21 protein-coding genes are annotated in these 22,150 nt (G+C 70.3%); 12 read left to right on the top strand and 9 right to left on the bottom strand.

From position 1 onward, the window contains the following. Positions 1 to 14: 14 nt before the first annotated feature. The gene (gene opgC / locus AC3WQM_RS21660; protein ID WP_492681577.1) at positions 15 to 1,157 is read left to right on the top strand and encodes an OpgC domain-containing protein; all 1,143 of its coding nucleotides are present in this window, start codon (positions 15 to 17) and stop codon (positions 1,155 to 1,157) included. A 125-nt stretch (positions 1,158 to 1,282) separates the two neighbouring features. On the opposite strand, the gene AC3WQM_RS21655 is transcribed toward opgC, so the two are convergent. The 3 genes from AC3WQM_RS21655 to AC3WQM_RS21645 are packed head-to-tail and all read right to left on the bottom strand — an operon-like array spanning position 1,283 to position 3,426. Beyond that, positions 1,283 to 2,038, bottom strand: a complete 756-nt coding sequence (locus AC3WQM_RS21655; protein WP_492681575.1) for an SGNH/GDSL hydrolase family protein — start codon at positions 2,036 to 2,038, stop codon at positions 1,283 to 1,285. Positions 2,039 to 2,081: 43 nt separating this feature from the next. Then, positions 2,082 to 2,834, bottom strand: a complete 753-nt coding sequence (locus AC3WQM_RS21650) for an anti-sigma factor (RefSeq protein WP_492681573.1) — start codon at positions 2,832 to 2,834, stop codon at positions 2,082 to 2,084. Positions 2,835 to 2,850: 16 nt separating this feature from the next. Further along, positions 2,851 to 3,426 (bottom strand): RNA polymerase sigma factor, encoded by a 576-nt coding sequence (locus tag AC3WQM_RS21645; RefSeq protein ID WP_492681571.1) that lies wholly within the window; start codon positions 3,424 to 3,426, stop codon positions 2,851 to 2,853. Between the two features lie 187 nt (positions 3,427 to 3,613). Here AC3WQM_RS21645 and AC3WQM_RS21640 point away from each other — a divergent pair, with 187 nt between their 5' ends. From AC3WQM_RS21640 to AC3WQM_RS21615, 6 genes are all read left to right on the top strand, one after another. After that, positions 3,614 to 4,174: a DUF3455 domain-containing protein gene (locus AC3WQM_RS21640; protein WP_492681569.1), complete on the top strand. Its 561-nt coding sequence runs from the start codon at positions 3,614 to 3,616 to the stop codon at positions 4,172 to 4,174. 115 nt (positions 4,175 to 4,289) lie between these two features. Then, on the top strand, positions 4,290 to 4,811 hold the full coding sequence (locus AC3WQM_RS21635; RefSeq protein WP_492681567.1) for a hypothetical protein: 522 nt from the start codon (positions 4,290 to 4,292) through the stop codon (positions 4,809 to 4,811). 25 nt (positions 4,812 to 4,836) lie between these two features. Next, entirely contained in the window at positions 4,837 to 6,138 is a 1,302-nt protein-coding gene (locus AC3WQM_RS21630; protein ID WP_492681565.1) for a hypothetical protein, read from the top strand. Between the two features lie 71 nt (positions 6,139 to 6,209). Then, positions 6,210 to 8,396 carry an ATP-binding protein gene (locus AC3WQM_RS21625; protein WP_492681563.1) on the top strand — a complete coding sequence of 729 codons (2,187 nt, stop codon included), beginning with the start codon at positions 6,210 to 6,212 and terminating at the stop codon, positions 8,394 to 8,396. Next, complete coding sequence (locus AC3WQM_RS21620; RefSeq protein WP_139702402.1) at positions 8,393 to 9,013, top strand: response regulator transcription factor; 621 nt, start codon at positions 8,393 to 8,395, stop codon at positions 9,011 to 9,013. The genes AC3WQM_RS21625 and AC3WQM_RS21620 overlap by 4 nt, the downstream gene beginning before the upstream one ends. Positions 9,014 to 9,156: 143 nt before the next feature. Beyond that, positions 9,157 to 10,503: an MFS family transporter gene (locus AC3WQM_RS21615; RefSeq protein ID WP_070062216.1), complete on the top strand. Its 1,347-nt coding sequence runs from the start codon at positions 9,157 to 9,159 to the stop codon at positions 10,501 to 10,503. Between the two features lie 45 nt (positions 10,504 to 10,548). Here the strand turns inward: AC3WQM_RS21615 and AC3WQM_RS21610 are convergent, their stop codons facing one another. Both AC3WQM_RS21610 and argH read right to left on the bottom strand, forming a co-directional pair. Next, the gene (locus tag AC3WQM_RS21610) at positions 10,549 to 12,027 is read right to left on the bottom strand and encodes a rhomboid family intramembrane serine protease (RefSeq protein WP_492681561.1); all 1,479 of its coding nucleotides are present in this window, start codon (positions 12,025 to 12,027) and stop codon (positions 10,549 to 10,551) included. A 33-nt stretch (positions 12,028 to 12,060) separates the two neighbouring features. Then, positions 12,061 to 13,458 (bottom strand): argininosuccinate lyase, encoded by a 1,398-nt coding sequence (argH, locus tag AC3WQM_RS21605; RefSeq protein WP_489057919.1) that lies wholly within the window; start codon positions 13,456 to 13,458, stop codon positions 12,061 to 12,063. A gap of 57 nt (positions 13,459 to 13,515) precedes the next feature. Between argH and AC3WQM_RS21600 the strand changes: the two genes are divergently transcribed. Genes AC3WQM_RS21600 through AC3WQM_RS21590 form a run of 3 tightly spaced genes read left to right on the top strand, consistent with a single transcriptional unit; the run spans position 13,516 to position 16,612 of the window. After that, positions 13,516 to 14,589, top strand: coding sequence for a sensor histidine kinase (locus AC3WQM_RS21600; protein WP_070062285.1), 1,074 nt, complete (start codon positions 13,516 to 13,518; stop codon positions 14,587 to 14,589). Further along, positions 14,586 to 15,338: a LytR/AlgR family response regulator transcription factor gene (locus AC3WQM_RS21595; protein ID WP_492681560.1), complete on the top strand. Its 753-nt coding sequence runs from the start codon at positions 14,586 to 14,588 to the stop codon at positions 15,336 to 15,338. Before AC3WQM_RS21600 ends, AC3WQM_RS21595 begins: the two co-directional genes overlap by 4 nt. Further along, on the top strand, positions 15,335 to 16,612 hold the full coding sequence (locus tag AC3WQM_RS21590; RefSeq protein ID WP_492681558.1) for an AI-2E family transporter: 1,278 nt from the start codon (positions 15,335 to 15,337) through the stop codon (positions 16,610 to 16,612). Before AC3WQM_RS21595 ends, AC3WQM_RS21590 begins: the two co-directional genes overlap by 4 nt. A gap of 9 nt (positions 16,613 to 16,621) precedes the next feature. On the opposite strand, the gene AC3WQM_RS21585 is transcribed toward AC3WQM_RS21590, so the two are convergent. After that, complete coding sequence (locus AC3WQM_RS21585) at positions 16,622 to 17,080, bottom strand: winged helix-turn-helix transcriptional regulator (protein ID WP_492681556.1); 459 nt, start codon at positions 17,078 to 17,080, stop codon at positions 16,622 to 16,624. 118 nt (positions 17,081 to 17,198) lie between these two features. Here AC3WQM_RS21585 and AC3WQM_RS21580 point away from each other — a divergent pair, with 118 nt between their 5' ends. Further along, positions 17,199 to 18,140, top strand: a complete 942-nt coding sequence (locus tag AC3WQM_RS21580) for a nitrilase family protein (RefSeq protein WP_492681554.1) — start codon at positions 17,199 to 17,201, stop codon at positions 18,138 to 18,140. On the opposite strand, the gene AC3WQM_RS21575 is transcribed toward AC3WQM_RS21580, so the two are convergent. Together AC3WQM_RS21575 and AC3WQM_RS21570 are read right to left on the bottom strand one after the other, a co-directional pair. After that, a complete protein-coding gene (locus AC3WQM_RS21575; protein WP_492681552.1) occupies positions 18,110 to 19,387 on the bottom strand; it encodes an MFS transporter in 1,278 nt (425 codons plus the stop codon). The genes AC3WQM_RS21580 and AC3WQM_RS21575 overlap by 31 nt on opposite strands. Continuing rightward, a complete protein-coding gene (locus tag AC3WQM_RS21570; RefSeq protein WP_492681550.1) occupies positions 19,374 to 19,898 on the bottom strand; it encodes a GNAT family N-acetyltransferase in 525 nt (174 codons plus the stop codon). The genes AC3WQM_RS21575 and AC3WQM_RS21570 overlap by 14 nt, the downstream gene beginning before the upstream one ends. Positions 19,899 to 19,946: 48 nt before the next feature. Between AC3WQM_RS21570 and AC3WQM_RS21565 the strand changes: the two genes are divergently transcribed. Continuing rightward, positions 19,947 to 20,873: a LysR family transcriptional regulator gene (locus AC3WQM_RS21565; protein ID WP_492681548.1), complete on the top strand. Its 927-nt coding sequence runs from the start codon at positions 19,947 to 19,949 to the stop codon at positions 20,871 to 20,873. Between the two features lie 6 nt (positions 20,874 to 20,879). Here AC3WQM_RS21565 and AC3WQM_RS21560 read toward each other — a convergent pair whose 3' ends face one another. Then, on the bottom strand, positions 20,880 to 22,130 hold the full coding sequence (locus AC3WQM_RS21560; RefSeq protein ID WP_492681546.1) for an MFS transporter: 1,251 nt from the start codon (positions 22,128 to 22,130) through the stop codon (positions 20,880 to 20,882). Positions 22,131 to 22,150: the final 20 nt, after the last annotated feature.

Raw genomic sequence — 22,150 nt, 5'->3', positions numbered from 1 at the left:
TCGCCGCCGACCGAATGAAACGCTACTGGGAAATAGACGCCTTGCGCGGGCTGATGCTCGTGCTGATGACCGTCACCCACCTGCCCACGCGGCTGACCGATCCACTGGGTCAGCCTTTCGGCTTCGTGTCGGCCGCCGAGGGCTTCGTGTTGCTGTCGGCCTTCGTGGCGGGGTTGGTCTACAGCCGCATCGGCCACGTGCGCGGGGTCGACTCGATGCGCCAGGCCTTCTGGCGGCGCGTGCTCAAGGTCTACCTGTGCCAGGCGGCGATCCTGCTGTTCTTGTTCACCGTGATCGCCGCGCTCGGCGTGCACATCGACCAGCCGGCGGTCAAGAACCTCGTGTCGTACTACCTGGCGGAGCCGCGCGACGGCTTCCTGTTCGGGCTGCTGCTGATCTACGAGCCGCCGCTGCTGGACATCCTGCCGATGTACATCTTCTTCATGCTCATGAGCCCCTGGGTGCTGGCCTTTGCCATGCGCCACGGCTGGACGCTCGTGATGGTGGCCAGCGCCACGGTCTGGGCGATGGCGCAGTTCGGGCTCAGCGAGTGGGTCTATGGGTTGGCGGTGCGCTACCTCGGCATGCCGGTGCCGTTCCACGAGATGGGCGCCTTCAACACCTACGCCTGGCAGTTCCTGTGGTTCGCCGGCCTGTGCCTGGGCGCCAGCCGCAACGCGCCCGACGCCCGGCCGCTGCGCTTTCCGGCCTGGCTGCTGGTGCTGGCGGCGGGCATTGCGCTGTACGGTTTCTACTGGCGCCACACCGGCATCAACGGCCAGGCGCCGTTCGGCGGCGATGTGGAAATGAACCTGCTGTTCGACAAGTGGCAGCTCGGCCCGCTGCGCATCGTGAACCTGGTGGCGCTGGGCATTCTGGCGGTGCGCTTCGGGCCCTGGCTCATGCGCAAGATCCCGCGCCTGCACTGGCTCGAAGCCATGGGCTCGGCCTCGCTGCCGGTGTTCTGCGCGCACCTCGTGGCGGTGCTGCTGGTGCTGGCCTTCTACGGCGACAACCAGATGGCGCGGCCCTGGTGGGGCGACGGCCTGCTGCTGGCGGCGGTGTTCGCGGGGATGTACTTCGTGGCGCGCTTCACGCGCGGCGCCGACGTGCCGCCGCCGGCGGACGATGTGCCTTCGGAGCCTGCGCCGGCGTGAAAGAACTCGCCCCCAGGCTTCGCGCACTTCGTGTCGCTTCTCCTACCCCCTGCCGGGGGCGACACCTGCAGCCCGGCAAAGCCGGTTCCGCGGTGTCTCGCGAATGAATCGCGTCGGCTGTCGGCTCAGGGCTGTACCGCAGGCGGCATCGGCAAGTGCGGCGCCACCACCGACTGCCACAGCCGGTAGCCCTCGTCCGTCAGGTGCAGCCGGTCGCCGCGGAACAGCTCGGGGCGTGGCCGTCCATCCGCGCCGAGCATCGGCGTGTGGATGTCGATGTACTCGCTGTTGGGCAGCAGGTTCAGGTAGGCCGAGATCACGTGGTTGGTCTCGCGGATCTGCGGCATGAGCTGCTCGCGCGACGGGCTGGGCTTGACCGAGATGAAGCTGATGCGCGCGTCGGGCAGCTCGGCGCGCACCGCGTTGGCAAAGCGCGCGAAGCTGTCGAGCACCTGCAGCGGCGTGCGGCCTTCGGCCAGGTCGTTGTCGCCCGCATAGAGCACCACCTGCCGGGGCTTGTAGCGCACCACGAGGTCGCGCGCGAACAGGGCGCAGTCGGCCAGCGTCGAGCCGCCGAAGCCGCGGTTGACGATGCCGCCCGGCACGCGGGAAAAATCCTGCGACAGGCGCGTCCACATGCGCACGGTCGAGCTGCCCACGAACACCACGCCGCCGGGTTGCGGAAAGCGCTCCTGGTCGGCGCGCGCGAAGGCGGCCAGTTCGTTGTGCCAGCGGGCCTTGGCGGCGAGGTAGGCGGGGGCGGTGTCGGCGGCCGTGGCGCCGTCGGCTTCGTAGGGGAAGGCGGCGGCTGCGGTTTGCGCTTGGGCGGTGAAGGCGAGGGCGGCTGCAAGAAGCAGCGCCGCCGCGCGGACGGATTTCATCGAAGGCATCGAACGGACAGGAGACAGGGAATTCAGAACAGGGTCAGAGCGTCTTTTCGATCAGCGGGCCATGGAACAGCACCGGCCCGGTCGGGCCGCCCGCGCTCGGGACGCCGCCCTTGGGCTCCAGGCTGATCGCCAGCGCCGGCACGCGCACATCGGATTCCGAGGCGGCCAGCCGCAGCGCCGGTGCATTGTCCAGCACGCCGAGCGAGCGCGGCGCGCCGCCGGGCGGCAGGGCCCACAGCTGCAGCGACTTGTCGGTGCCTTCGCGGAAGTTGCCCACGCGCTGCAGCACGAGCTGCTTCTTCTTCGGATCGAAGGTCACGAGCATGGAGGCGGCGGCCTTGTCGTCGGACAGCACGGCCACGTACTGCACGGCGGGCGCGTTGATCAGCTGTTCGCGCAGGTTCAGGCCCACGCCCACGGCGAGCACAGCCACGAGCGCGCCGGCCGCGGCGGCGCCGCGCCACAGCGCGAGGCTGCGCAGCCAGCCGCCCGTCGATGCAGACGCAATGGGCGCGGCCTTGTCGCGCTGCCGCGCGAGGGCCTGCTGCGCCTGCTCGGCGTCGATCAGGTTGCGGATGCGGGTCCAGACGGCCGGGTCGGGCGTGACCGGCTGTTGCAGCTCGGTCATGCCGGCCAGCCGGCCCTGCCAGACCAGCGCGGCGGCGCGCACGGGCGCCTGCTCGCGCGCCAGGGTTTCGAAGCGGCGGCGGGCGCCGCCGCGCAGCGTGCCGAGTGCATGGCTGGCGGCCAGCAGTTCGAGCAGTTCGGGGTGGGCAAGGAGGTTCATGGGGCGGGTCTCGTGATCAGGCGAAGCGGCCCATGCAGGTGCGCAGCTTGTCGAGCCCGCGCCGGATCCAGGTCTTCACGGTGCCCAGCGGGAGCTTGAGCTGGTCGGCCAGCTCGCTGTGGCTCATCTCGCGCAGGTAAGCCAGGCTGACCATCTCGCGCTGGCGGCCCTCGAGCTGGCTCAGGCACTGGTGCAGCGCCCAGGCCTGCTCGCTCGCATCGGCCATGTCGGCCGGGTTGGGCGTGTCGGATTCGAAGGTGTCGGCCATCAGCTCGTCGAATTCCTGCGTGAGCTGGGCGCGGTCGGCGGTGCGGCGGCGCAGCAGGTCGAGCGAGCGGCTGCGCACGATGAGCCCCAGCCAGGCCAGCGGCGGACTCAGCGAAGCGCGGTAGTCGCCGGCCACGCGCCAGACGGTGAGAAAGGACTCCTGCAGCACGTCTTCGGCCCATTCGCGCTGGCGCACCACGCGCATCGCCAGGCCCATGAGGCGGGGCGAGGTGCGGTCGTACAGCTGCCGCAGGGCGGCTTCGTCGCGATGGCCGATCCGGTCGATCAGCGCCATCAGTTCGGCGTCGGGGCTGGGTGCGGTCATCCGCGGATTGTGGGGCATCGGTGCGCATGCCCAAGGTACGGCCCGGTGGCGTCGGCGGATTCAGCGCGACCGGTCTGAATCCAATGGGCGTCGGGCTGCGTACACGGGGCAGGGGGGCGTCGACATGCAGAACTCCAGACGGCGGCTCTTTCTTTTTCACCACCGATCAGACACCAAGGAAACGACCATGCACATCCGCACCCTGACCGTCCTGGCCTCCACCACCGCAGCGGCGCTTGGCCTGGCCGCCTGTTCCGGCATGGGCGCCCAGCCCCTGCCGATGTTCTCGCAGGCCAGCCTGCCCGACGCCGTGAAAGTGCCCGCCGGCCACCGCGTGGCCATGGAAACCGTGGGCGCCGGCGACATCACCTACGAATGCCGTGCCAAGGCCAACACGCCGGGCGCGCACGAGTGGGTGTTCGTCGGCCCCGACGCCCGGCTGATGGACCGCGCCGGCAAGCAGGTCGGCAAATACTACGGCCCGCCTGCCACCTGGGAGAACGCGGACGGCTCGAAGGTCACGGCCACACAGGTGGCGGTGGCGCCGAACGGCACCGGCAACATTCCCCACCAATTGGTGAAGGCCAACCCCGCCACCGGCATGGGCGCCATGCAGGGCGTGAGCTACATCCAGCGCGTCGCCACGCAGGGCGGCGTGGCCCCCGCTGCCGCTTGCGGCGCCACGAACATGGGCCAGAAACAGGTCGTGAAGTACCAGGCCGACTACATCTTCTACCGCGCGGGCTAAGGCCGGCCGAGCCCCCGTTTCGCCGCCGTTTGGAAACATTCGGCAACGTATACTGCGCCGCAAAACGGAGCGGGACCGCGTGCGCGCGGGGGCGGGAATGAAGCAAATTGCGATCGTGATCGCGCTCTGTGTGGGCGCGTGGTTCTTCTTTGTCGGTGGCCGCAAGCTCGACGAGGCGATGGTGCGCGACTACTACCAGAAGGAAGCCCACGCCGTGTACGCGCGCGACGCCGACGCGCTGTGCAAGCGGCTGAGCCGCAAGGCCGTGATCGAGGGCAAGGTCACGGCGATGGGCCGCACCGTCGAGAGCAGCCAGACCCGCGACGAAGCCTGCGAGACGATGAAGACGAACCTCGAGCTGTTTCGCACCGTCGGCGACCGCATGGGCGGCATCCTCACCATCGAGTACGACTACCACATCGACAACATCGAGGTGGCCACCGACCGCAAGAGCGCGACCGTCACGGGCACCAGCGTGCTGAAGATGGGCGAGTCGGTGCTTCAGTACAAGAGCAGTTTCACCCAGCGCCTGGAGCGCGAACTCGGCCAGATGCGCCTCGTGCATTCCAACGGCGTCACCGTGGTGCGCCTGGGCGGCGCGGGCGCGATGAGCCAGAGCGATTTCTTCCGCAAGTAGCCGCAGCCGCAGAACAGGCCCCGCCATGATCGACCGCGACTCCCTGCCGCCGCCTCCGCCGTTCTGGCACCGCCTCAACAGCTTCTTCGCCTTTCCGCTCCAGCTGCGACCGCTGGCCTACGGCCTGGTGCTGTCGTTCTGCAGCCTGCTGTTCGAGGCCGTGTTCTTCCTGCCCGATGCGTTGGCCTTCATCGTCATCGAGGTCGGCATCATCCTGGCGGCCAGCCGCTACGGCTTCAAGGTCATTGCGCTGGGCGCGCGCGGCATCCGCGACTCGGCGGACTTCGGGCGCGAAGCCAGCGACGAGTGGACCTACCTGCCGTGGAAGCTCTTCGCCATCTCGCTGGTGCAGACGATGCTCATCGGCTGGCTCGCGTGGTACGAGCCGGTGCTGGGCACGGTGGGGCTGTTCATCATGTCCTTCACCTTCCCGGCCGCGGTGATCGTGCTGGTGCAGTCGGGCAGCTTCTTCCAGGCCATGAACCCGGGCTACGTGATGGACGCGATGCGCACCATCGGCTGGCCTTACGCGCTGCTGTGCTTCTTTTTGTTCCTGCTGAGCACGGGCGCGCAGGTGGCGATCTCGATGGTGCTGCCGGTGTTCGACGGGCGCATCGTGCTGCCGATCGTCAACTTCGCGTTCATCTACTTCGGCTGGGTGATGGCGAGCCTGCTGGGCTACGTGATGTACCAGCACCACGACGCCTTCGGCATCGACCTCGTGCCCGGCGCGGGCGCCGACGAGGGCGCGCCGGCCGACCGCCGCACGCCCGCGCAGATCGCCGCGCAGCGCACCGATGCCGAGGTGGCGCAGTGCATCACCGAAGGCGACCTGCCTGCCGCGCTGGGCATTGCGTATGAGGCGCAGCGCACCGCCGACGCCGACGACCTGGCCGCGCAGCGCCGCTACCACCGCGTGCTGGCGCTCATGCCCGACAAGAAGGACACGCTGTTCGACCACGCGCGCCGCTTCATTCCGCTCTTGATGCGGCGCGACCTCGCATCGGACGCGCTGAAGGTCTTCAAGGCCTGCCGCGCGATCGACAAGACCTTCGTGCTCGACGACCCGGCCATGGTCATCGCGATGGCCCGCGCCGAATGGCGTGGCGGCGACGCGCACGGCACGCTCGCGCTGCTGTCGGGCTTCGACAAGCGCTTCCGCGGCCACGCGGCGATCCCGCAGGCCTACGAACTCGCGGCCCGCGCGCTGGTGCAGGGGCTGGGCCGCGCGGACATGGCGCAGCCGATCCTCACCACGCTCGAGGCCCGCTACCCCGAGAGCGAGCAGACGCAGGAAGTGCGCTGGCTGTTGCGGCCGGCGGCCTGAGAGAGGGCCGGCCCGCGGATCAGGGCAAAATTCCGCACGCCGCGCCGGCCGGACCTGCGGACCTGCCTCCCATGCCGCCCCTTTCGCCCGAACCGTCCCTTCCTGCTTCCTCTTCTGCCCCCACGCGCTCCCGTCGCCGCGCGCTGGTGGCCTGGGCGGCCGTCCTCGTGCTGGCCCTGCTGCTGATCGCCGTGGCCGGCCAGTGGGCGGCGCGGCGCGAGGCGAACTTCCAGGCCGACTCGATCCGCCGCGCCATGGAAGTGCACGTGCTCGGCCTGCGCGACGCCGCCGGCAAGTACGGCTACCTGCCGTTCACCGCCGGCATGCACCCCGACGTGCTCGCCGTGCTGGCCCATCCGCAGGACCCCGCCGCGCGGCAGCGCGCCAACCACCACATCGAAGAGGTGAACCGCCTCGCGGGTTCCGACGCGCTGTACCTCACCGATCCGCAGGGCCTCACGCTGGCCGCGAGCAACTGGGCCACGCCGCAGAGCTTCGTGGGGGAGTCGTACGCCAACCGGCCGTACTTTCTCGACGCGCGGGCCGGGCGGCGCGGCCTGTTCTACGGCGTGGGCCAGACCACGGGCGAGCCGGGGCTGTTCATGTCGGCGCCGGTGCGCGCCGAGGGCGGCGGCGAGGTGCTGGGCGTGGTCACCGTCAAGGTCAGCCTGCGCCAGCTGCACGACGCCTGGGCCTTCGTGCGCGATCCGATTTTGCTGACCGACGCGCGCGGCATCGTGTTCCTGAGCTCGGTGCCGGACTGGATGTACCAGGCCACGCGGACGCTGAGCCCCGCCGACCTGGCCGGCATCGCGCACGACCAGCAGTACGGCGCGCGCACCCGCTTCGCGCCGCTGCCCTGGCGCGTCGAGCACCTCGAGGGCGCGCCGGGCTACCTGGTGCGCACCACGGTCGGCGGCAAGGCGCGCCGTTTTCTTGCCGTGGACGAGCCGCTGCCCGACCTGGGCTGGACCCTGACGGTGATGGCCGACCACGCCGAAGTCACGCGCGCGCGCGAGCGCACCTGGATGCTCGGCCTGCTGGGCGCCGGCGTGCTGCTGCTGGGCGCGCTGTACTGGCGGCTGCGCGAGCGCCGCTTCGCCGAGCAGCGCGACGCGCGGCGCGACCTCGAGCTGCGCGTGCGCGAGCGCACCCACGAGCTGGACCAGGCCCATGCCTTCCGCAAGGCGATGGAAGACTCGTTGCTGGTCGGCATGCGCGCGCGCGACCTGCAGGGCCGCATCATCTACGTCAACCCGGCCTTCTGCGAGATGACCGGCTACGGCGCCGACGAGCTGCTGGGGCGGCTGCCGCCGTACCCCTACTGGCACCCCGACGACGTGACGCAGCACTGGTTCCACTACGAGGCCATGATGAGCGGGCAGCCCGCGCGCTCGGGCTTCGAGTCGCGCCTGCGGCACCGCGACGGGCACGAGGTCATCACCATGGTCTACACCGCGCGGCTCATCGACGCCGACGGGCGCCACAGCGGCTGGATGAGCTCGGTGGTCGACATCACCGAGCAGAAGCGCGCCGAGCTGCGCCAGCGCCAGAACGACGAGCAGCTGCAGCACGCGCAGCGTCTGGCCAGCCTGGGCGAGATGGCCTCCACGCTGGCGCACGAACTCAACCAGCCGCTGATGGCGCTGAGCAACTTCGCCAGCGCCGCCAAGGCCTTCGCCGCGCAGGGCAACCAGCCGCTGCTGGCCAGCAGCCTCGACGAGACCGTGGCGCAGGCCAAGCGCAGCGCCGAGATCGTGCGGCGCATCCGCGGCTTCGTGCGCCAGCGCACCGCCGGCACCGAAGACTGCGCCGTGGCCGCGCTGGTGGCCAATGCGCTGGCGCTGCTGCAGGGCGAGATGCGTCAGCGGCAGGTGCGCGCCGAGGTGCGCATTCCGCCCGCGCTGCCGCCGGTGCGCGGCGACCGCGTGCTGCTCGAGCAGGTGCTGCTGAACCTGCTGTCCAACAGCCTGCAGGCGATGCAGCAGGGCACGCCGCCCGACCGGCGCGTGGTCGAGGTCGAGGCCGAACTGCGCGAAGGCCGCGTGCACATCCGCATCGCCGACCACGGCCCGGGCATCGACGCCGCGCTGGCCGAGCAGGTCTTCGCACCGTTCTTCACCACCAAGGCCGGCGGCCTCGGGCTGGGCCTGAACATCTGCCGCACCATCGTGGAGGCCCACCGCGGCCGGCTGTCGTTCGCCGACCGGCCTGGCGGCGGCACGGTCTTCACCCTCGAACTGGAGGCTTCCCCGTGAACGCACCCCTGCTTGCCAACCACCTGTGCGTCGTCGACGACGACGAGGCCGTGCGCCGCTCCCTGGGCCTGCTGCTGCTGTCGCGCGGCCATGCGGTGCAGGCCTTCGCCTCGGGCGAGGCCTTCCTGGCCGGCGCCGACCTGCAGCGCCCGGGCTGCGCCATCCTCGACCTGCGCATGGAGGGCATGAGCGGCCTGCAGGTGTTCGACGCGCTGCGCGCGCAGGACAGCCCGCTGGTCGTGATCTTCCTGTCCGGGCACGGCGACATCCCGATGGCGGTCGAGGCGGTGCAGAACGGCGCTTTCGGCTGGCTGGAAAAGCCCTGCAACGACGAGCGACTGCTCGACAGCATCGCCAAGGCACTGCACAAGGCCGAAGAGATCGCCGTGCGCCGCCAGGCCCGGCAGGCCGCGCAGGCGCTGTGGGCCAAGCTCACGCCGCGCGAGATGCAGGTCGCCCGGCTCGTGGCCGAAGGCCTGCCCAACAAGCGCATCGCGCAGGAACTGGCGCCGCTGGAGTTGCGCACGGTGGAGACGCACCGGGCGCACATGTTCGCGAAGCTGGGCTTTTCGAGCAGCCTGGAGCTGGATCGCTTCTTGCGCGAGCACGGCCTCTAGAACTTAGGGTTTACCCCTGCGTACGGGTACGCAGTCCCGCGGCCGGGGTCTACGGACGACAGCGAGCCCCCGGCGGACCAGACTCCCCGGCACGGCTTTCCGCGGGCTTCGCGGGGGCTGCAGCCAGAGACAAGGACCCCCGCATGACCGCCATTGCCAGCAGCAGCACGAGCGCCGGCGCTTCCAGCCCGGACGCGACCCGCGACACCACCCCCTACACCTTCGAGGAAAAGCGCAAGCGCATCTTCGCCATCTTTGCCGCCTCGTCCGGCAACCTGGTGGAGTGGTTCGACTTCTACGTCTACGCCTTCTGCGCGATCTACTTCGCGCCCTCGTTCTTCCCCAAGTCGGACCCGACGGTCCAGCTGCTGAACACCGCCGGCGTGTTCGCCGCCGGCTTCCTGATGCGCCCGATCGGCGGCTGGCTGTTCGGCCGGCTGGCCGACCGCAAGGGCCGCAAGACCTCGATGGTGACCTCGGTCGTCATGATGTGCGTCGGTTCGCTGGTCATTGCCTGCCTGCCCACCTACGCGCAGATCGGCGCCTGGGCGCCCGCGCTGCTGCTGGCCGCGCGCCTGCTGCAGGGCCTGTCGGTCGGCGGCGAGTACGGCACCACCGCCACCTACATGAGCGAAGTGGCGATGCGCGGCCAGCGCGGCTTCTTCTCGTCGTTCCAGTACGTCACGCTGATCGGCGGCCAGCTGCTGGCCGTGGTGGCCGTGGTGGTGCTGCAGCAGCTGCTCACCGAGGCCGAGCTCAAGGCCTGGGGCTGGCGCATTCCCTTCGTGCTGGGTGCCCTGGCCGCCGTCGTGGCGCTGATGCTGCGCCGCACGCTGACCGAGACCGCCAGCACCAAGACCCGCGCCGCCAAGGGCGCCGGCAGCGTCGCGGAGCTGTTCAAGCACCACAAGCGCGCCTTCCTCGTGGTGCTGGGCTACACGGCCGGCGGCTCGCTGATCTTCTACACCTTCACCACCTACATGCAGAAGTACCTGGTGAACTCGGCCGGCATGTCGATCAAGACCGCCAGCAACGTGATGACGGCCTGCCTCTTCCTGTACATGTGCATGCAGCCGCTGTTCGGCGCGCTGTCGGACCGCATCGGCCGTCGCAGCAACATGCTGCTGTTCGGCGCCCTGGGCGCGCTGATGACGGTGCCCGTGCTGAGCAACCTGCAAAGTGTGAGCAGCCCGCTGATGGCCGGCGTGCTGATCACGCTGGCGCTGGCGGTGGTGAGCTTCTACACCTCGATCAGCGGCATCGTGAAGGCCGAGATGTTCCCGCCCGAAGTGCGCGCGCTGGGCGTGGGCCTGTCGTACGCGGTGGGCAACGCCATCTTCGGCGGCAGCGCCGAGTACGTGGCGCTGGGGCTGAAGTCGATCGGCCACGAGTCGTACTTCTACTGGTACGTGACGGCGATGATGGGCGTGGCCTTCCTGGTCAGCCTGCTGCTGCCAAAGCAGGCAACGTACCTGCACAACGACAAGTAAGCGCAGCGCCGCTTCATCAACGAACCCGGCCTCGCGCCGGGTTTTTTACGTGCGCTGCAAGGCGCGCGTGACCATGTCGTTGGGCGCCAGCCGCAGCAGGTGCGGCAGCAGGCCCAGGGCGCGATCGCGTTCGCCCGCGTGCAGCAGGCCGTTGGCGCACACCGAGAGCGTGTCGGCCAGCTCGGGATGGTCGGGCGCGGTCTTCAGCAGGATGCGGCAGAGCTTGTCGGCGTCGCCGAACTGGCGGATGCGCGCGAAGCGGCGCGCCAGCCGGGCCATGTCGTCGGGCTTCAGGCGCACGCCCGGTCTGGCCTGGTCGAGGTAGGTCGTGAAGCTGGCGTGCTGCAGCGCCAGCGTGTCGGCGTCGGTGGCGGGCAGGCGGAAGATGCGGCGCGCGGCCTGGTGGAAGTCGTCGCTGGCGGGCTGCAGGCGCGCCGTGTTGAACCAGGCGCGCAGCGTGTCGGTGTCGCCGGGGCGCAGGGCCGCGGCGGCGCGCCATTCGGCACACGCGGGCTCGAACTTCATCGCCGCCGACAGCTTGCGCGCGGCGGCCACGTGCTGCTCGAAGCGGTGGTCGTCGGTCACCATTTCCGACTTGACGGTCTCGGGCGTCTTCACGCGGCCCAGCCACATGGCGCCGGCCATCAGCGCCGCGCCCGTCAGCAGGCCGCCCAGGTGGGCCATGTAGCCCACGCCCTGGTCCCCCATCCATTGCTGCAGCAGCTCGTTGGCGATCCAGGCCGGCAGCAAGAGCAGGGCGGGCGCCGTGACGTAGCTGAAATAGAAGAACAGCTGGTAGAAAAAGCGGATGCGCCGCAGCCGGTACATCACGGCGTACATGCCCATCAGCGCCGAGATCGCCCCCGAGGCGCCCAGGCCGTGGCCGCCGTTGCCGGCATAGGCCCAGCTGGCCAGCAGCGACGAGCCGACGGCGCCCAGCAGGTAGAAGCACAGGTAGGTGCCGCGCCCCAGCGCCAGTTCGACCGAGAAGCCGAACAGGAAGAGGAACAGCATGTTGCCCAGCAGGTGGCCGGTGTCGGCGTGCAGGAAGGCCGCGGTGACCCAGGTCCAGGGCTTGAACGCGGCGCCCTTGTTCTGGTCGAGCGACCAGCGCTCGGTGAAAGGCGCGGGCAGCATCGCTTCGTACTGGCGGCGTTCGCGTTGCCATTCGTCGAAGCGCGGGTTCGCGGGCGTCACGACCTCGTCGGCACGCAGCTTCTTCAGGAAGGGCTGGTCGTTCTGCAGCGCTTCGAGCAGTTGCGGGTAGGCCTCTTCATGCCCCAGCGCGCGGCGCGCCCTCTTGCCGCGCTTGGGGTCGGTTTTTTCGAGCCATTCGACGAAGGGCGGCAGTTCCAGCTCGGGCAGCACGCTCTGCACGTAGAACTGCGCCGCGCGCTCGCGGCCGTTCTCTTCGCTGCGCTGCGGACCCCAGAACACGATCATGTTCAAGAGGATCAGCAGCACCGTCATCCACGGCGGGTTGTGCCAGCTCGGTTTGTTTTCGAGCGGGATGGCGTAGAACATGAAGCGCGGCCCTCGGTGGTGCGGCCGCGGGCTTCAGCCCAGGCGGGCGCGGTGGCGGGCGACCTGTGCCTTCACTTGCACGGGCGCGGTGCCGCCCAGCACGTTGCGTGCGTTGAGCGAGCCGCGCAGGCTCAGCACGTCGTACACGTCCTTCTCGATGTTCGGATTGAACTGCTGCAGCACCGACAGCGGCAGCTCCGACAGGTCGACCTGGTGCGAGGTGGCGGCCTTCACGGCGTGGGCCACGGTTTCGTGCGCGTCGCGGAAGGGCAGGCCCTTCTTCACGAGGTAGTCGGCCAGGTCGGTGGCGGTGGCGTAGCCGCGCAGCGCGGCGGCTTCCATGGCCTCGGGCTTCACGGTGATGCCGCCGATCATCTCGGCAAAGATGCGCAGGGTGTCCTTGAGCGTGTCGACGGTGTCGAACAGCGGCTCCTTGTCTTCCTGGTTGTCCTTGTTGTAGGCCAGCGGCTGGCCCTTCATGAGCGTGATGAGCGCCATCAGGTGGCCGACCACGCGGCCGGTCTTGCCGCGCGCCAGCTCGGGCACGTCGGGGTTCTTCTTCTGCGGCATGATCGACGAGCCGGTGGTGAAGCGGTCGGCGATGTTGATGAAGCCGAAGTTCTGGCTCATCCAGATGATGAGCTCTTCGCTCAGGCGGCTCACGTGCACCATGCACAGGCTGGCGGCAGCGGTGAACTCGATCGCGAAGTCGCGGTCGCTCACGGCGTCCAGGCTGTTCTGGCAGACGCTGTCCATCTTCAGGGTGCGCGCCACGAGCTCGCGGTCCAGCGGGTAGCTGGTGCCGGCCAGGGCGGCGGCGCCCAGCGGCAGGCGGTTGACGCGCTTGCGCACCTCGCCCATGCGCTCGGCGTCGCGGCTGAACATTTCCACGTAGGCCAGCATGTGGTGGCCGAAGCTCACGGGCTGGGCCACCTGCAGGTGGGTGAAGCCGGGCAGGATCACCTCGACGTTCTTCTCGGCGATGTCGACCAGCGCCTTCTGCAGCTCGACCAGCAGGTCGCCGATGAGGTCGATCTCGCCGCGCAGCCACAGGCGCACGTCGGTGGCGACCTGGTCGTTGCGGCTGCGGCCGGTGTGCAGGCGCTTGCCGGCGTCGCCGACCAGCTGGGTCAGGCGGGCCTCGATGTTCAGGTGCACGTCCTCGAGGTCGAGCTTCCATTCGAAGCTGCCGGCCTCGATCTCGCCGCGGATCTGCGTCATGCCGCGCTCGATGGCGGCGTGGTCCGTCACGCTGATGATGCCCTGGGCCGCGAGCATGCCGGCGTGCGCCAGCGAGCCCTCGATGTCGGCCTGCCACAGGCGCTTGTCGAAGAAGACGCTGGAGGTGTAGCGCTTCACCAGGTCGCTCATCGGTTCGGAGAACAGGGCCGACCAGGCTTCGGATTTCTTGTCGAGTTGGTTTTGGGTCATGGGAGCCGTCCAGGAAGGCAATAATGGGTTGGTCACCCGATGGATCTGATGTCTGCGATGCGCAACCCGGCGATTTTATCGGCCAGCTCCCCCTCCACGTCCGCTTCGTCCCCGGAACGCGTGCGCGCGCCCGTGCGCGGCGGCCCGGCGCTGTTCGACGCCTGCCAGATCGGCGTGGTGCTGCGCACCGTGGTGTTCGTCGAAGCGGTGGTGGCGGTGGCCACGCTGTTCGTGGTCGGCTCCTTCGGCGAATGGCTGGTGCAGGCGGCCACGGTCACCGGCGGCGCGCTGCCCGCCACGTTGCTGTGGCTGGTGGCGGCCTGCGGGCTCAAGAAGCAATTGCGGCGCCTGCCGCCCCCGGGCCAGTACGCCGCGGGCGCCGTGCTGGGCGCCGTGGCCTCGCTCTACGGCTGCGGCCTGCTGCGCCTGACCGGCGTGATCGCCAGCGCGCCCTGGCTGGCCAGTGCGCTGGCCGGCGCGCTGTTCGCGGGGCTGGTGATGGCGGCGATGGTGCTGCGCGCGCGCGGCCAGACGCCGGCCGCGACCACGGCCCGGCTCGAAGAGCTGCAGTCGCGCATCCGCCCGCACTTCCTGTTCAACACGCTCAACAGCGCCATTGCGCTGGTGCGCGAGGAGCCCGCCAAGGCCGAGACCATGCTCGAAGACCTGGCCGAGCTGTTCCGCCAGGCGCTCACCGTGCCGGGCGAATCGGGCACGCTGGCCGACGAGATCGCGCTGGCCGAGCGCTACCTGGCCATCGAGCAGGTGCGCTTCGGCGAGCGCCTGCGCATCCGCTGGGACCTCGATGCCGCCGCCAGCGACGCGCGCCTGCCGCCGCTGCTGCTGCAGCCGCTGGTCGAGAACGCCATCAAGCACGGCGTGGAGCCCAGCCCCGACGGCGGCAAGCTGCGCATCCGCACCGAGCGGCGTGGCGGCATGGTCGTGATCGAGGTGGTCAACAGCCTGCCGCCGCTGCGCTGGGCCGACGAGCCGCTGCCGCGCGGCCACGGCATCGCCCTGGACAACGTGCGCGAGCGGCTGCGCCTGCTGCACGACATGCAGATGCAGTTCAGCGCCGGCATGGACCAGAAGAACTACCGCGTACGCATTGCCATTCCCGCCGAATCATGAGCCTCAAGACCCTGATCGTTGACGACGAAGCCCTGGCCCGCTCGCGCCTGCGCACGCTGCTGCGCGACTGCACCTCGCCCGCCGCCGAGGTGACGGCCGAGGCCGCGCAGGGCGAAGAGGCGCTGGCGCACCTGGCCGCGATGGACCTCGACCTGGTGCTGCTCGACGTGCACATGCCCGGCGTCGACGGCATCGAGGTGGCGCGCGCGTTGCGCCACCGGCCCGACGCGCCGGCCGTGGTGTTCGTGACGGCGCACGCCAGCCACGCGGTCACGGCCTTCGAGCTGGAAGCGGTCGACTACCTCACCAAGCCCGTGCGCGCCGAGCGGCTGCAGCAGGCGCTGCAGAAGGTCGAGCGCTTCCTGAAGGAGCGCCGCGCCGCCCAGCCGGCCCCCGAGGCCACGCCCGAGTGCGTGCTGATCCAGGACCGGGGCCGCGCCGAGCGCGTGCCGCTGTCCGAGGTGCTCTACCTCAAGTCCGAATACAAGTACCTCACGGTGCGCACCGCCACGCGCAGCCACATCCTCGATGGCTCGCTCAACGATTTCGAGGAGCGCTACCCGAACCGCTTCCTGCGCGTGCACCGCAACGCGCTGGTGGCGCGCTCGGCGATCCGCGCGCTCGAGCGCTACGACGACGGCGAGGACGCCGATGGCTGGGCGCTGCGGCTGGACTCGGTGCCCGAGCCCGTGGCGGTGTCGCGCCGCCAGCTGGCTGCGGTGCGCGAGATGCTGAAGGAATCGCGATGACCGACGACGTCCCGGCCGGCCCGAAGCCCCCGCCCGAGCGGCCGGTGGCTGCGGACGAGCCGCCGCCTGCGCCTGCGCCCGCTCCGGCGCCGCCGGCCGAGCCCGCTGCGCCGGCCGAGCCCGCTGCGCCGGTCGAGCCGCAGGAAGATTCCTCCTCCGCCCTGCGCAGGCGCTTCGTGCTGCACATGCCGGTCGACGTGCGCAGCGCCTCGCTCGTGGTGCTGGCCGTGCTCGCCAGCGTCTTCGCGCTGCGCTGGGGCCAGGCCGTGTTCGTGCCGCTGATGCTGAGCCTGCTGCTGAACTACGCGTTGTCGCCGCTGGTCGAGCGCCTGCACCGCTGGCGCGTGCCGCGCTGGATCGGTTCGGCGGTGATCCTGCTGGGCCTGTTCGGCGGGCTCGGGTGGACCGGCTATTCGCTCTCGGGCAGCGCCTCGCAACTGCTCGACTCGCTGCCGGTCGCCGCGCAGAAACTGGGCCAGGCCATGCGCCGCGACAAGAACGCCAGCGCCACGCCGCTGGACAGCGTGCAGCAGGCCGCCGCGCAATTGGAGAAAGCGGCCGAGGAAAACTCCGCGCGCGTCGCCTCGCGCAAGGGCGTGGCGCGCGTCGTGATCGAGCGCCCGGGCTTCAACGTGCGCGACTACCTGCTCAGCGGCACCGTCGGCCTGCTCAACGCCTTGGGACAGCTCACGCTGGTGGCCTTCCTCACCTACTTCGCGCTCTGCTCGGGCGACACCTTCCGGCGCAAGCTCATCAAGATCACCGGGCCCAGCCTGCAGAAGAAGAAGGTCACGGTGCACGTGCTGGACGACATCACGCGCAACATCGAACGCTACCTGCTGGTGCAGATATTGGTGAGCGCGCTGGTGGGGCTCGCCACCGGCCTGGCGTTCTGGCTCATGGGCGTGGAGAACGCGGCCGTGTGGGGAATCATCGCGGCCGTGACCAACCTCATTCCCTACATCGGCTCGGTGATCGTGCTGGTGGCGGCGGGGCTCATGGCCTTCCTGCAGTTCAGCAGCATCGAGATGGCGCTGCTGGTGGGCGGCGTGTCGCTGGCCATCCACACGGTGGTGGGCAACCTGCTGATGCCCTGGCTCACCAGCCGCACCAGCCGCATGAACCCGGTGGCGGTGTTCGTGGGCGTGATCTTCTGGGGCTGGCTGTGGGGCATCTGGGGGCTGCTGCTGGGCATCCCGATCACCATGGTCATCAAGTCGATCTGCGACCGGGTGGAAGACCTGCAGCCGATCGGCGAGCTGCTGGGCGAGTAGCAGGCCCGCTCAGGCGACGGGCACCGGCAGCTTCTGCACCACGGTGTCGGCCGCCTCGAGCGGCTGGCCATCGCGCGTGCGCAGCTCGATCGGCGCCACGGGCTGGCCGCTGCCGCGCTCCAGCAGCACCGAGTGCGGCTCGCCGGGCGCGAACAGGTTGGCCTCGCCCCAGTGCCGCAGGCCGACCACCACGGGGAACAGGCCGCGCCCCTTGGCCGTCAGCGCGTACTCCTGGTAGAGCGAGCCGTCCGAGGCGGGCACGAGATCGAACACGCCTTCCTGCACCAGCCACTTCAGCCGGTCGGCCAGGATGTTCTTGGCCACGCCCAGGCTCTGCTGGAACTCGCCGAAGCGCCGCATGCCGTCGAAGGCGTCGCGCACGATCAGCAGCGACCACTGGTCGCCGACGATCTCGAGCGCGCGTGCCATCGGGCAAGCGTCGAACCTCAGACTTTTTCTCCTGGCCATCGTGTGTTTCCTCTGCGTCCCTGGGATGGCGGGATTAGACCGTAGCGCCGGATTGGTTGCAAATTAAAACCAATGCGACTAGCATCCACATGGTTTTAATTTGAAACCTGAAATGGCCATGACCCTCCCGACCCCCGCTCCCCACGACATCCCTTCCGGCGGCGACGCCGTGCCCGGCCTGCGCGCCAGCCCCGTGCGCGTGGCCGTCGTGCAGTTCGACCCGCAGGTCGGCGTCGAGAACCTCGCGCGCAACGCCGCCGCGGTGCGCGCACAACTCGACGCGGCGGTGGCCGGCGGCGCACAGCTCATCGTGCTGCCCGAGCTGGCGACCACCGGCTACTGCTTCAACGGCCGCGCCGAGGCTTTCGCCCATGCCGAGCCCGTGCCGCACGGCCCCACCGTGCAGGGCTGGGTCGCGTTCGCGGCGCAGCACGGCGTGTACCTCGTCGGCTGTCTGGCCGAGCAGGACGGCATGCAGCTGTTCGACACCGCCGTGCTGGTCGGCCCCGACGGCTACATCGGCCGCTACCGCAAGACCCACCTGTGGAACAACGAGAAGCTGTGGTTCACGCCCGGCAACGAGGGCTACCCGGTGTTCGAGACGAAGATCGGCCGCATCGGCCTGCTCGTGTGCTGGGACATCTGGTTTCCCGAGGCGCCGCGCATCGTGGCGCAGCAGGGCGCCGACATCCTCTGCGTGCCCACGGGCTGGGTCTGGACGCCGCCGCCGCTGTACGACGCCAGCGGCGTGTGCATGGCGGCCTACCTGACGATGACGGCCGCGCACGCCAACAACGTCTTCATCGCCACCGCCGACCGCGTGGGCCGCGAGCGCGGCACGGGCTTCATGGGCAACTCGCTGATCGCGGGCACGAACGGCTGGCCGATGGGGCGCATCGCCGGGCCCGAGGAAGAAACCATCCTCTATGCCGACGTCGACCTGGGCGCCGCGCGCTCCGCGCCGATCTGGACGCCGCTCAACGACCTGCACCGCGACCGGCGAACCGATCTGTACGACGCGATGCTGGGCTATCGAGGGGCGCAGGCCCTACCGCGCTGACTCGCGCTGAGCCGCGCGAAGCGCACGATCATCCACGGCCCGAGCAGCGCCCCGAGTCCGACCGAGCTCCACGCCGCCACCCACGCGTACGTGCTGCCGAAACCGAACCGTGCCTGCCCCCAGTCGAGCGCCAGCCCGAACACCCAGGGGCTGAGCGCGCCCGCGCCGAAGCCCATCACCGAGCGCACCGAGAAGGCCACGCCGAGCCGGTGCGGCGCCACCACGTCGGTCAGTGCGGTCGAGTAGACCGACGAATCGGCGATGGCGAGCAGGTTGTACAGCGCCGCCATCGCGGCCAGCAGCCACAGCGGCCAGGTCCACATCCAGCCGAAGCTGAACGACAGGGCCAGGCTCGCGAGGGTGGCGATCATCATCACGCGCGCGCGGCCCAGCCGGTCGGAGGCCGCGCCGCCCACCACGCTGCCGAACACGCTCACGAGGTGCGCGAACGCCGCCAGCGCGATGCCCGCGGCCGGCCACGCGGTCGCGCCGCCGCGGGACGAGGCCATGAGGTAGGCGGGCAGCCAGGCCCACAGCGCCATGAGTTCCCAGCAGTGGAAGGCGTAGGCCCAGTTGCCGGCCATCGCGGGCCGGTCGCGCACGGTCGCGTTCAGCGCCTGCAGCACGCCTTCGCGCGGCGCACCGGCGACCCGTGGCGCAGGCGGCGCCATGCGCCGCAGCGCGAGCTGGGCCAGCAGCACGCCCATCACCGTGCAGCCCGCCGCCACCAGCAGCCCGGTGCGCCAGTGCGCCACCACGCTGAAGCCCGCCACCACCGCGAGCGACAGCGCATAGCCCATCGACGCCGCGCCGAGGAAGAGGCCCATCGCGCGCCCGCGCACCGCAGGCCCGGCGTTGAGCGACAGCAGCTGCAGCCCCGGCGTGTACGAGGCGCCCGCGCACAGGCCCGCCAGGCCGTACAGCAGCAGCGCCGAGCGGTGGTCGTGCGCGAAAAGCGCGAAGGCCAGCGATGCGGCCGCGCCGATCACGCCACCGATCGCGAAGATGCGGTGCGGGCCAAAGCGGTCGGCCAGCAGGCCCACCGCGAACAGCGAGCTCATGTAGCCCACGTGCCACGCGCTCTGGATCGAGCCGGCCTGCGCGGCCGTCATCTGCCAGTCGTCGCGCATGAACGGCAGCACGCCCGAGTAGGCCGTGACGATCATCCCCTGCAGCAGCCGGCTCGCGCACAGCAGCGCGAGCCATCCGCGCCGCGGTGCCGTCGGGGTGGGGTCAGCGCAATGCACGCTGCATCAGCACGGTGTCGACCCACCGGCCGAACTTGAAGCCGACGTTGCGCAGCACGCCGACCGTCTCGAAACCCAGGCTCGCATGCAGCCGCTGCGAGCCCGCGTTGCCACTGTGGCCGATGCACGCGACCATCTGCGTGAAGCCGGCTTCGGTGCAGCGGTGGATCACCGCCTGCAGCAGCGCCGTGCCGATGCCGTGGCCGTGCATGTCGGGTGCGACGTAGATCGAGTCTTCCACCGTGTGCCGGTAGGCCGAGCGCGCGCGGTAGGGGCCGGCGTAGGCGTAGCCGGCGACCTCGCCATCCTTCAGCGCCACGAGGTAGGGCAGGCCGCGTTCCTGCACGTCGATGCGGCGCGTCTGCATCTGCGCGACGGGGGGCACTTCTTCTTCGAAGGAGCACAGGTCGTGCTGCACGTAGTGGCTGTAGATGGCCTGCACGCGGGCCATGTGGTGGGGCTCGGCATCGGCGATGTCGAGCGCGGTGGAGGCAACGGAAGAGGAGGACATGGCCCGATCTTGACGAGGCAAGATCGATAAGTGAAGCTTGGCCTGCCTATGCAGCGCATAAGGAATACTTTGGAAAAGAACCTCAACCTCGACCAGCTAGCCACCTTCACCCTGGTGATCGACACCGGCAGCTTCTCCGCCGCGGCCGACCGGCTCGGCCTGTCGCAGCCGGCCGTGAGCCTGCAGGTGCGCCAGCTCGAACGACGGCTCGCCGTGCGGCTCATTGAGCGCGTCGGCAAGCGCGCGCGGGCCACGCCGGCCGGCGCCGAGCTGCTGCGCCATGTGCCGCAGATCGAAGCGGCAGTCGAGAACGCCGTCGACGCGCTGGCCGACCACGCGCGCGGCGTCACGGGCCGCGTGCGGCTGGGCACGGGCGCCACGGCCTGCCTGTACTTTCTGCCCTCTGTGCTGCGCCAGCTGCGCGAGGCCTTCCCGGCGCTGAGCGTGGTGGTGAGCACCGGCAACACCGATGAGCACGTGCGCAAGGTGGAAGACAACAGCATCGACCTCGCACTGGTCACGCTGCCCGCCGCGGGGCGTTCGCTGAGCGTGATGCCGGTGTGCGACGACGAGTTCGTCGCCATCGGCCGCGCCGACCTCGCGCCGCTCAAGGCCCGCGTCACGCCGGCCGACCTGGCGACGCTGCCGCTGGTGCTGTTCGAGCCCGCGGCCAACACGCGCAAGCTGGTCGACCGCTGGTTCGCGGCCGAAGGCCTGCAGCCGCAGCCCGTGATGGAGCTAGGCAGCGTCGAGGCGATGAAGGAGATGGTGGCCGCGGGGCTGGGCTACGGCCTGGTGCCCGGCATGTCGATGGCGGGGCGCGGCGCCCACCCGGCGCTGAAGGCCAGCCGCCTCGCCCCGCGCATGCACCGCACGCTGGCGGTGGTGATCCGTCGCGACAAGCCGCTCAACAAGGCGCTGCGCACGGTGCTCGAGGCGATCGTGGCGGCCGGCAAGAAGCCGGGCCGCCGCTAGGAGTCTTTACTCTGGAATGGCCGCCAGCGGCGCCGCGCCGCCGCGTGCGCGGCCCAGCGTGCCGACGATGAGCGCGGCGATCAGCACCAGCACGCCGCTGAGCACCATCGTGGGCGAGATGCCACGGCTGTCGACCATCAGGCCGCCGATCAGCGCGCCCGAGGCGATCGCCACCTGGAAGCCCGTCACCAGCAGGGCCTGGCCGGCTTCCTGCGCGTCGGGCACGGCTTCCATCATCCAGCCGGTGAGCGCCACCGGGATCAGGCCGAAGGCCACGCCCCAGATCACCACCACCACCGCGCCGGCCACCATGCCGGTGCCGATCACCGTGGTCAGCAGCAAGGCCGTCGCGAGCATCAGCGCCGCCAGCAGCGTGGTGCCGCGCACGCTGCGCGCCACCAGGCTGCCGCCCAGGAAGGTGCCGATGAAGCCCACCGCACCGTAGACCAGCAGCAGCGTCGAGACCGCGTTGGCCTGCAGACCGAACACCTGCTGCAGCAGCGGCTTCAGGTAGGTGTAGGCCGCGAAGTGGCCGGCAATGAAGAACAGCACCGCGAGCAGGCCGACCTGCGCCATGCGGCGCGTGAGCGGCGTGAGCAGGTCGCGCGCACCGATGGCGCGTTGCGGCGGGATGGCGGGCAGCAGCCACAGCTGCACCAGCAGCACGGCTGCGGCCAGCGCGCCGGTCACGGCGAACGAGGCGCGCCAGCCGAACATCGTGCCCAGCCACGAGCCCGCGGGCACGCCGAGCACCGTGGCGGCCGACACGCCGGCCAGCACCAGCGACATGGCGCGCGGCTTCGAGGCGTCGGGCACCAGCTGCGTGGCGGCAGCGGGCGCGAAGGTCCAGAAGCCGCCCACGGCCAGGCCGAGCATCAGGCGCGCGACCACCATCGTCGTGAAGTTGGGCGCGAACGCGGCCAGCAGGTTCGAGGCGATCAAGAGCAGCGTGAGCGCGATCAGCACCGTGCGCCGGTCGAGCCGGCCCGAGGCGACGATCAGCGCCGGCCCGGCAAAGGCGGCGAGCACGCCGGGCATGGTGATCATCAGGCCGGCTGTGCCGTCCGACACGTTCAGGCCGCGCGCGATGTCGGTGAGCAGGCCGATGGGCATGAACTCGGTCGACACCATCGCGAAGGTGCCGACGGCGATGGAGCCGACCGCGAGCCACGCGGAGCGGGTGGGGGCGGCCACGGCGTCGCGCGCGGGCGCCGCCAGGTCGTCGATGCAGGGGTTGCTGCCGGAAGAATTCATCATGGAGATGCAGTCCTTGAACG

It is taken from the genome of Variovorax sp. FW301-JW7 (assembly GCF_058788795.1).
Note: the sequence above shows the minus strand (reverse complement) of the source record. Positions and strands in the feature narration are given on the sequence as shown.

What these genes read in the sequence shown, in the direction of transcription:
- opgC (WP_492681577.1), top strand. Translation starts at nt 15, where the DNA reads ATGAAACGCTACTGGGAAATAGACGCCTTGCGCGGGCTGATGCTCGTG.
- AC3WQM_RS21655 (WP_492681575.1), bottom strand. Translation starts at nt 2,038, where the DNA reads ATGAAATCCGTCCGCGCGGCGGCGCTGCTTCTTGCAGCCGCCCTCGCC.
- AC3WQM_RS21650 (WP_492681573.1), bottom strand. Translation starts at nt 2,834, where the DNA reads ATGAACCTCCTTGCCCACCCCGAACTGCTCGAACTGCTGGCCGCCAGC.
- AC3WQM_RS21645 (WP_492681571.1), bottom strand. Translation starts at nt 3,426, where the DNA reads ATGACCGCACCCAGCCCCGACGCCGAACTGATGGCGCTGATCGACCGG.
- AC3WQM_RS21640 (WP_492681569.1), top strand. Translation starts at nt 3,614, where the DNA reads ATGCACATCCGCACCCTGACCGTCCTGGCCTCCACCACCGCAGCGGCG.
- AC3WQM_RS21630 (WP_492681565.1), top strand. Translation starts at nt 4,837, where the DNA reads ATGATCGACCGCGACTCCCTGCCGCCGCCTCCGCCGTTCTGGCACCGC.
- AC3WQM_RS21625 (WP_492681563.1), top strand. Translation starts at nt 6,210, where the DNA reads ATGCCGCCCCTTTCGCCCGAACCGTCCCTTCCTGCTTCCTCTTCTGCC.
- AC3WQM_RS21615 (WP_070062216.1), top strand. Translation starts at nt 9,157, where the DNA reads ATGACCGCCATTGCCAGCAGCAGCACGAGCGCCGGCGCTTCCAGCCCG.
- AC3WQM_RS21610 (WP_492681561.1), bottom strand. Translation starts at nt 12,027, where the DNA reads ATGTTCTACGCCATCCCGCTCGAAAACAAACCGAGCTGGCACAACCCG.
- argH (WP_489057919.1), bottom strand. Translation starts at nt 13,458, where the DNA reads ATGACCCAAAACCAACTCGACAAGAAATCCGAAGCCTGGTCGGCCCTG.
- AC3WQM_RS21600 (WP_070062285.1), top strand. Translation starts at nt 13,516, where the DNA reads ATGCGCAACCCGGCGATTTTATCGGCCAGCTCCCCCTCCACGTCCGCT.
- AC3WQM_RS21595 (WP_492681560.1), top strand. Translation starts at nt 14,586, where the DNA reads ATGAGCCTCAAGACCCTGATCGTTGACGACGAAGCCCTGGCCCGCTCG.
- AC3WQM_RS21590 (WP_492681558.1), top strand. Translation starts at nt 15,335, where the DNA reads ATGACCGACGACGTCCCGGCCGGCCCGAAGCCCCCGCCCGAGCGGCCG.
- AC3WQM_RS21585 (WP_492681556.1), bottom strand. Translation starts at nt 17,080, where the DNA reads ATGGCCAGGAGAAAAAGTCTGAGGTTCGACGCTTGCCCGATGGCACGC.
- AC3WQM_RS21580 (WP_492681554.1), top strand. Translation starts at nt 17,199, where the DNA reads ATGACCCTCCCGACCCCCGCTCCCCACGACATCCCTTCCGGCGGCGAC.
- AC3WQM_RS21570 (WP_492681550.1), bottom strand. Translation starts at nt 19,898, where the DNA reads ATGTCCTCCTCTTCCGTTGCCTCCACCGCGCTCGACATCGCCGATGCC.
- AC3WQM_RS21565 (WP_492681548.1), top strand. Translation starts at nt 19,947, where the DNA reads ATGCAGCGCATAAGGAATACTTTGGAAAAGAACCTCAACCTCGACCAG.
- AC3WQM_RS21560 (WP_492681546.1), bottom strand. Translation starts at nt 22,130, where the DNA reads ATGATGAATTCTTCCGGCAGCAACCCCTGCATCGACGACCTGGCGGCG.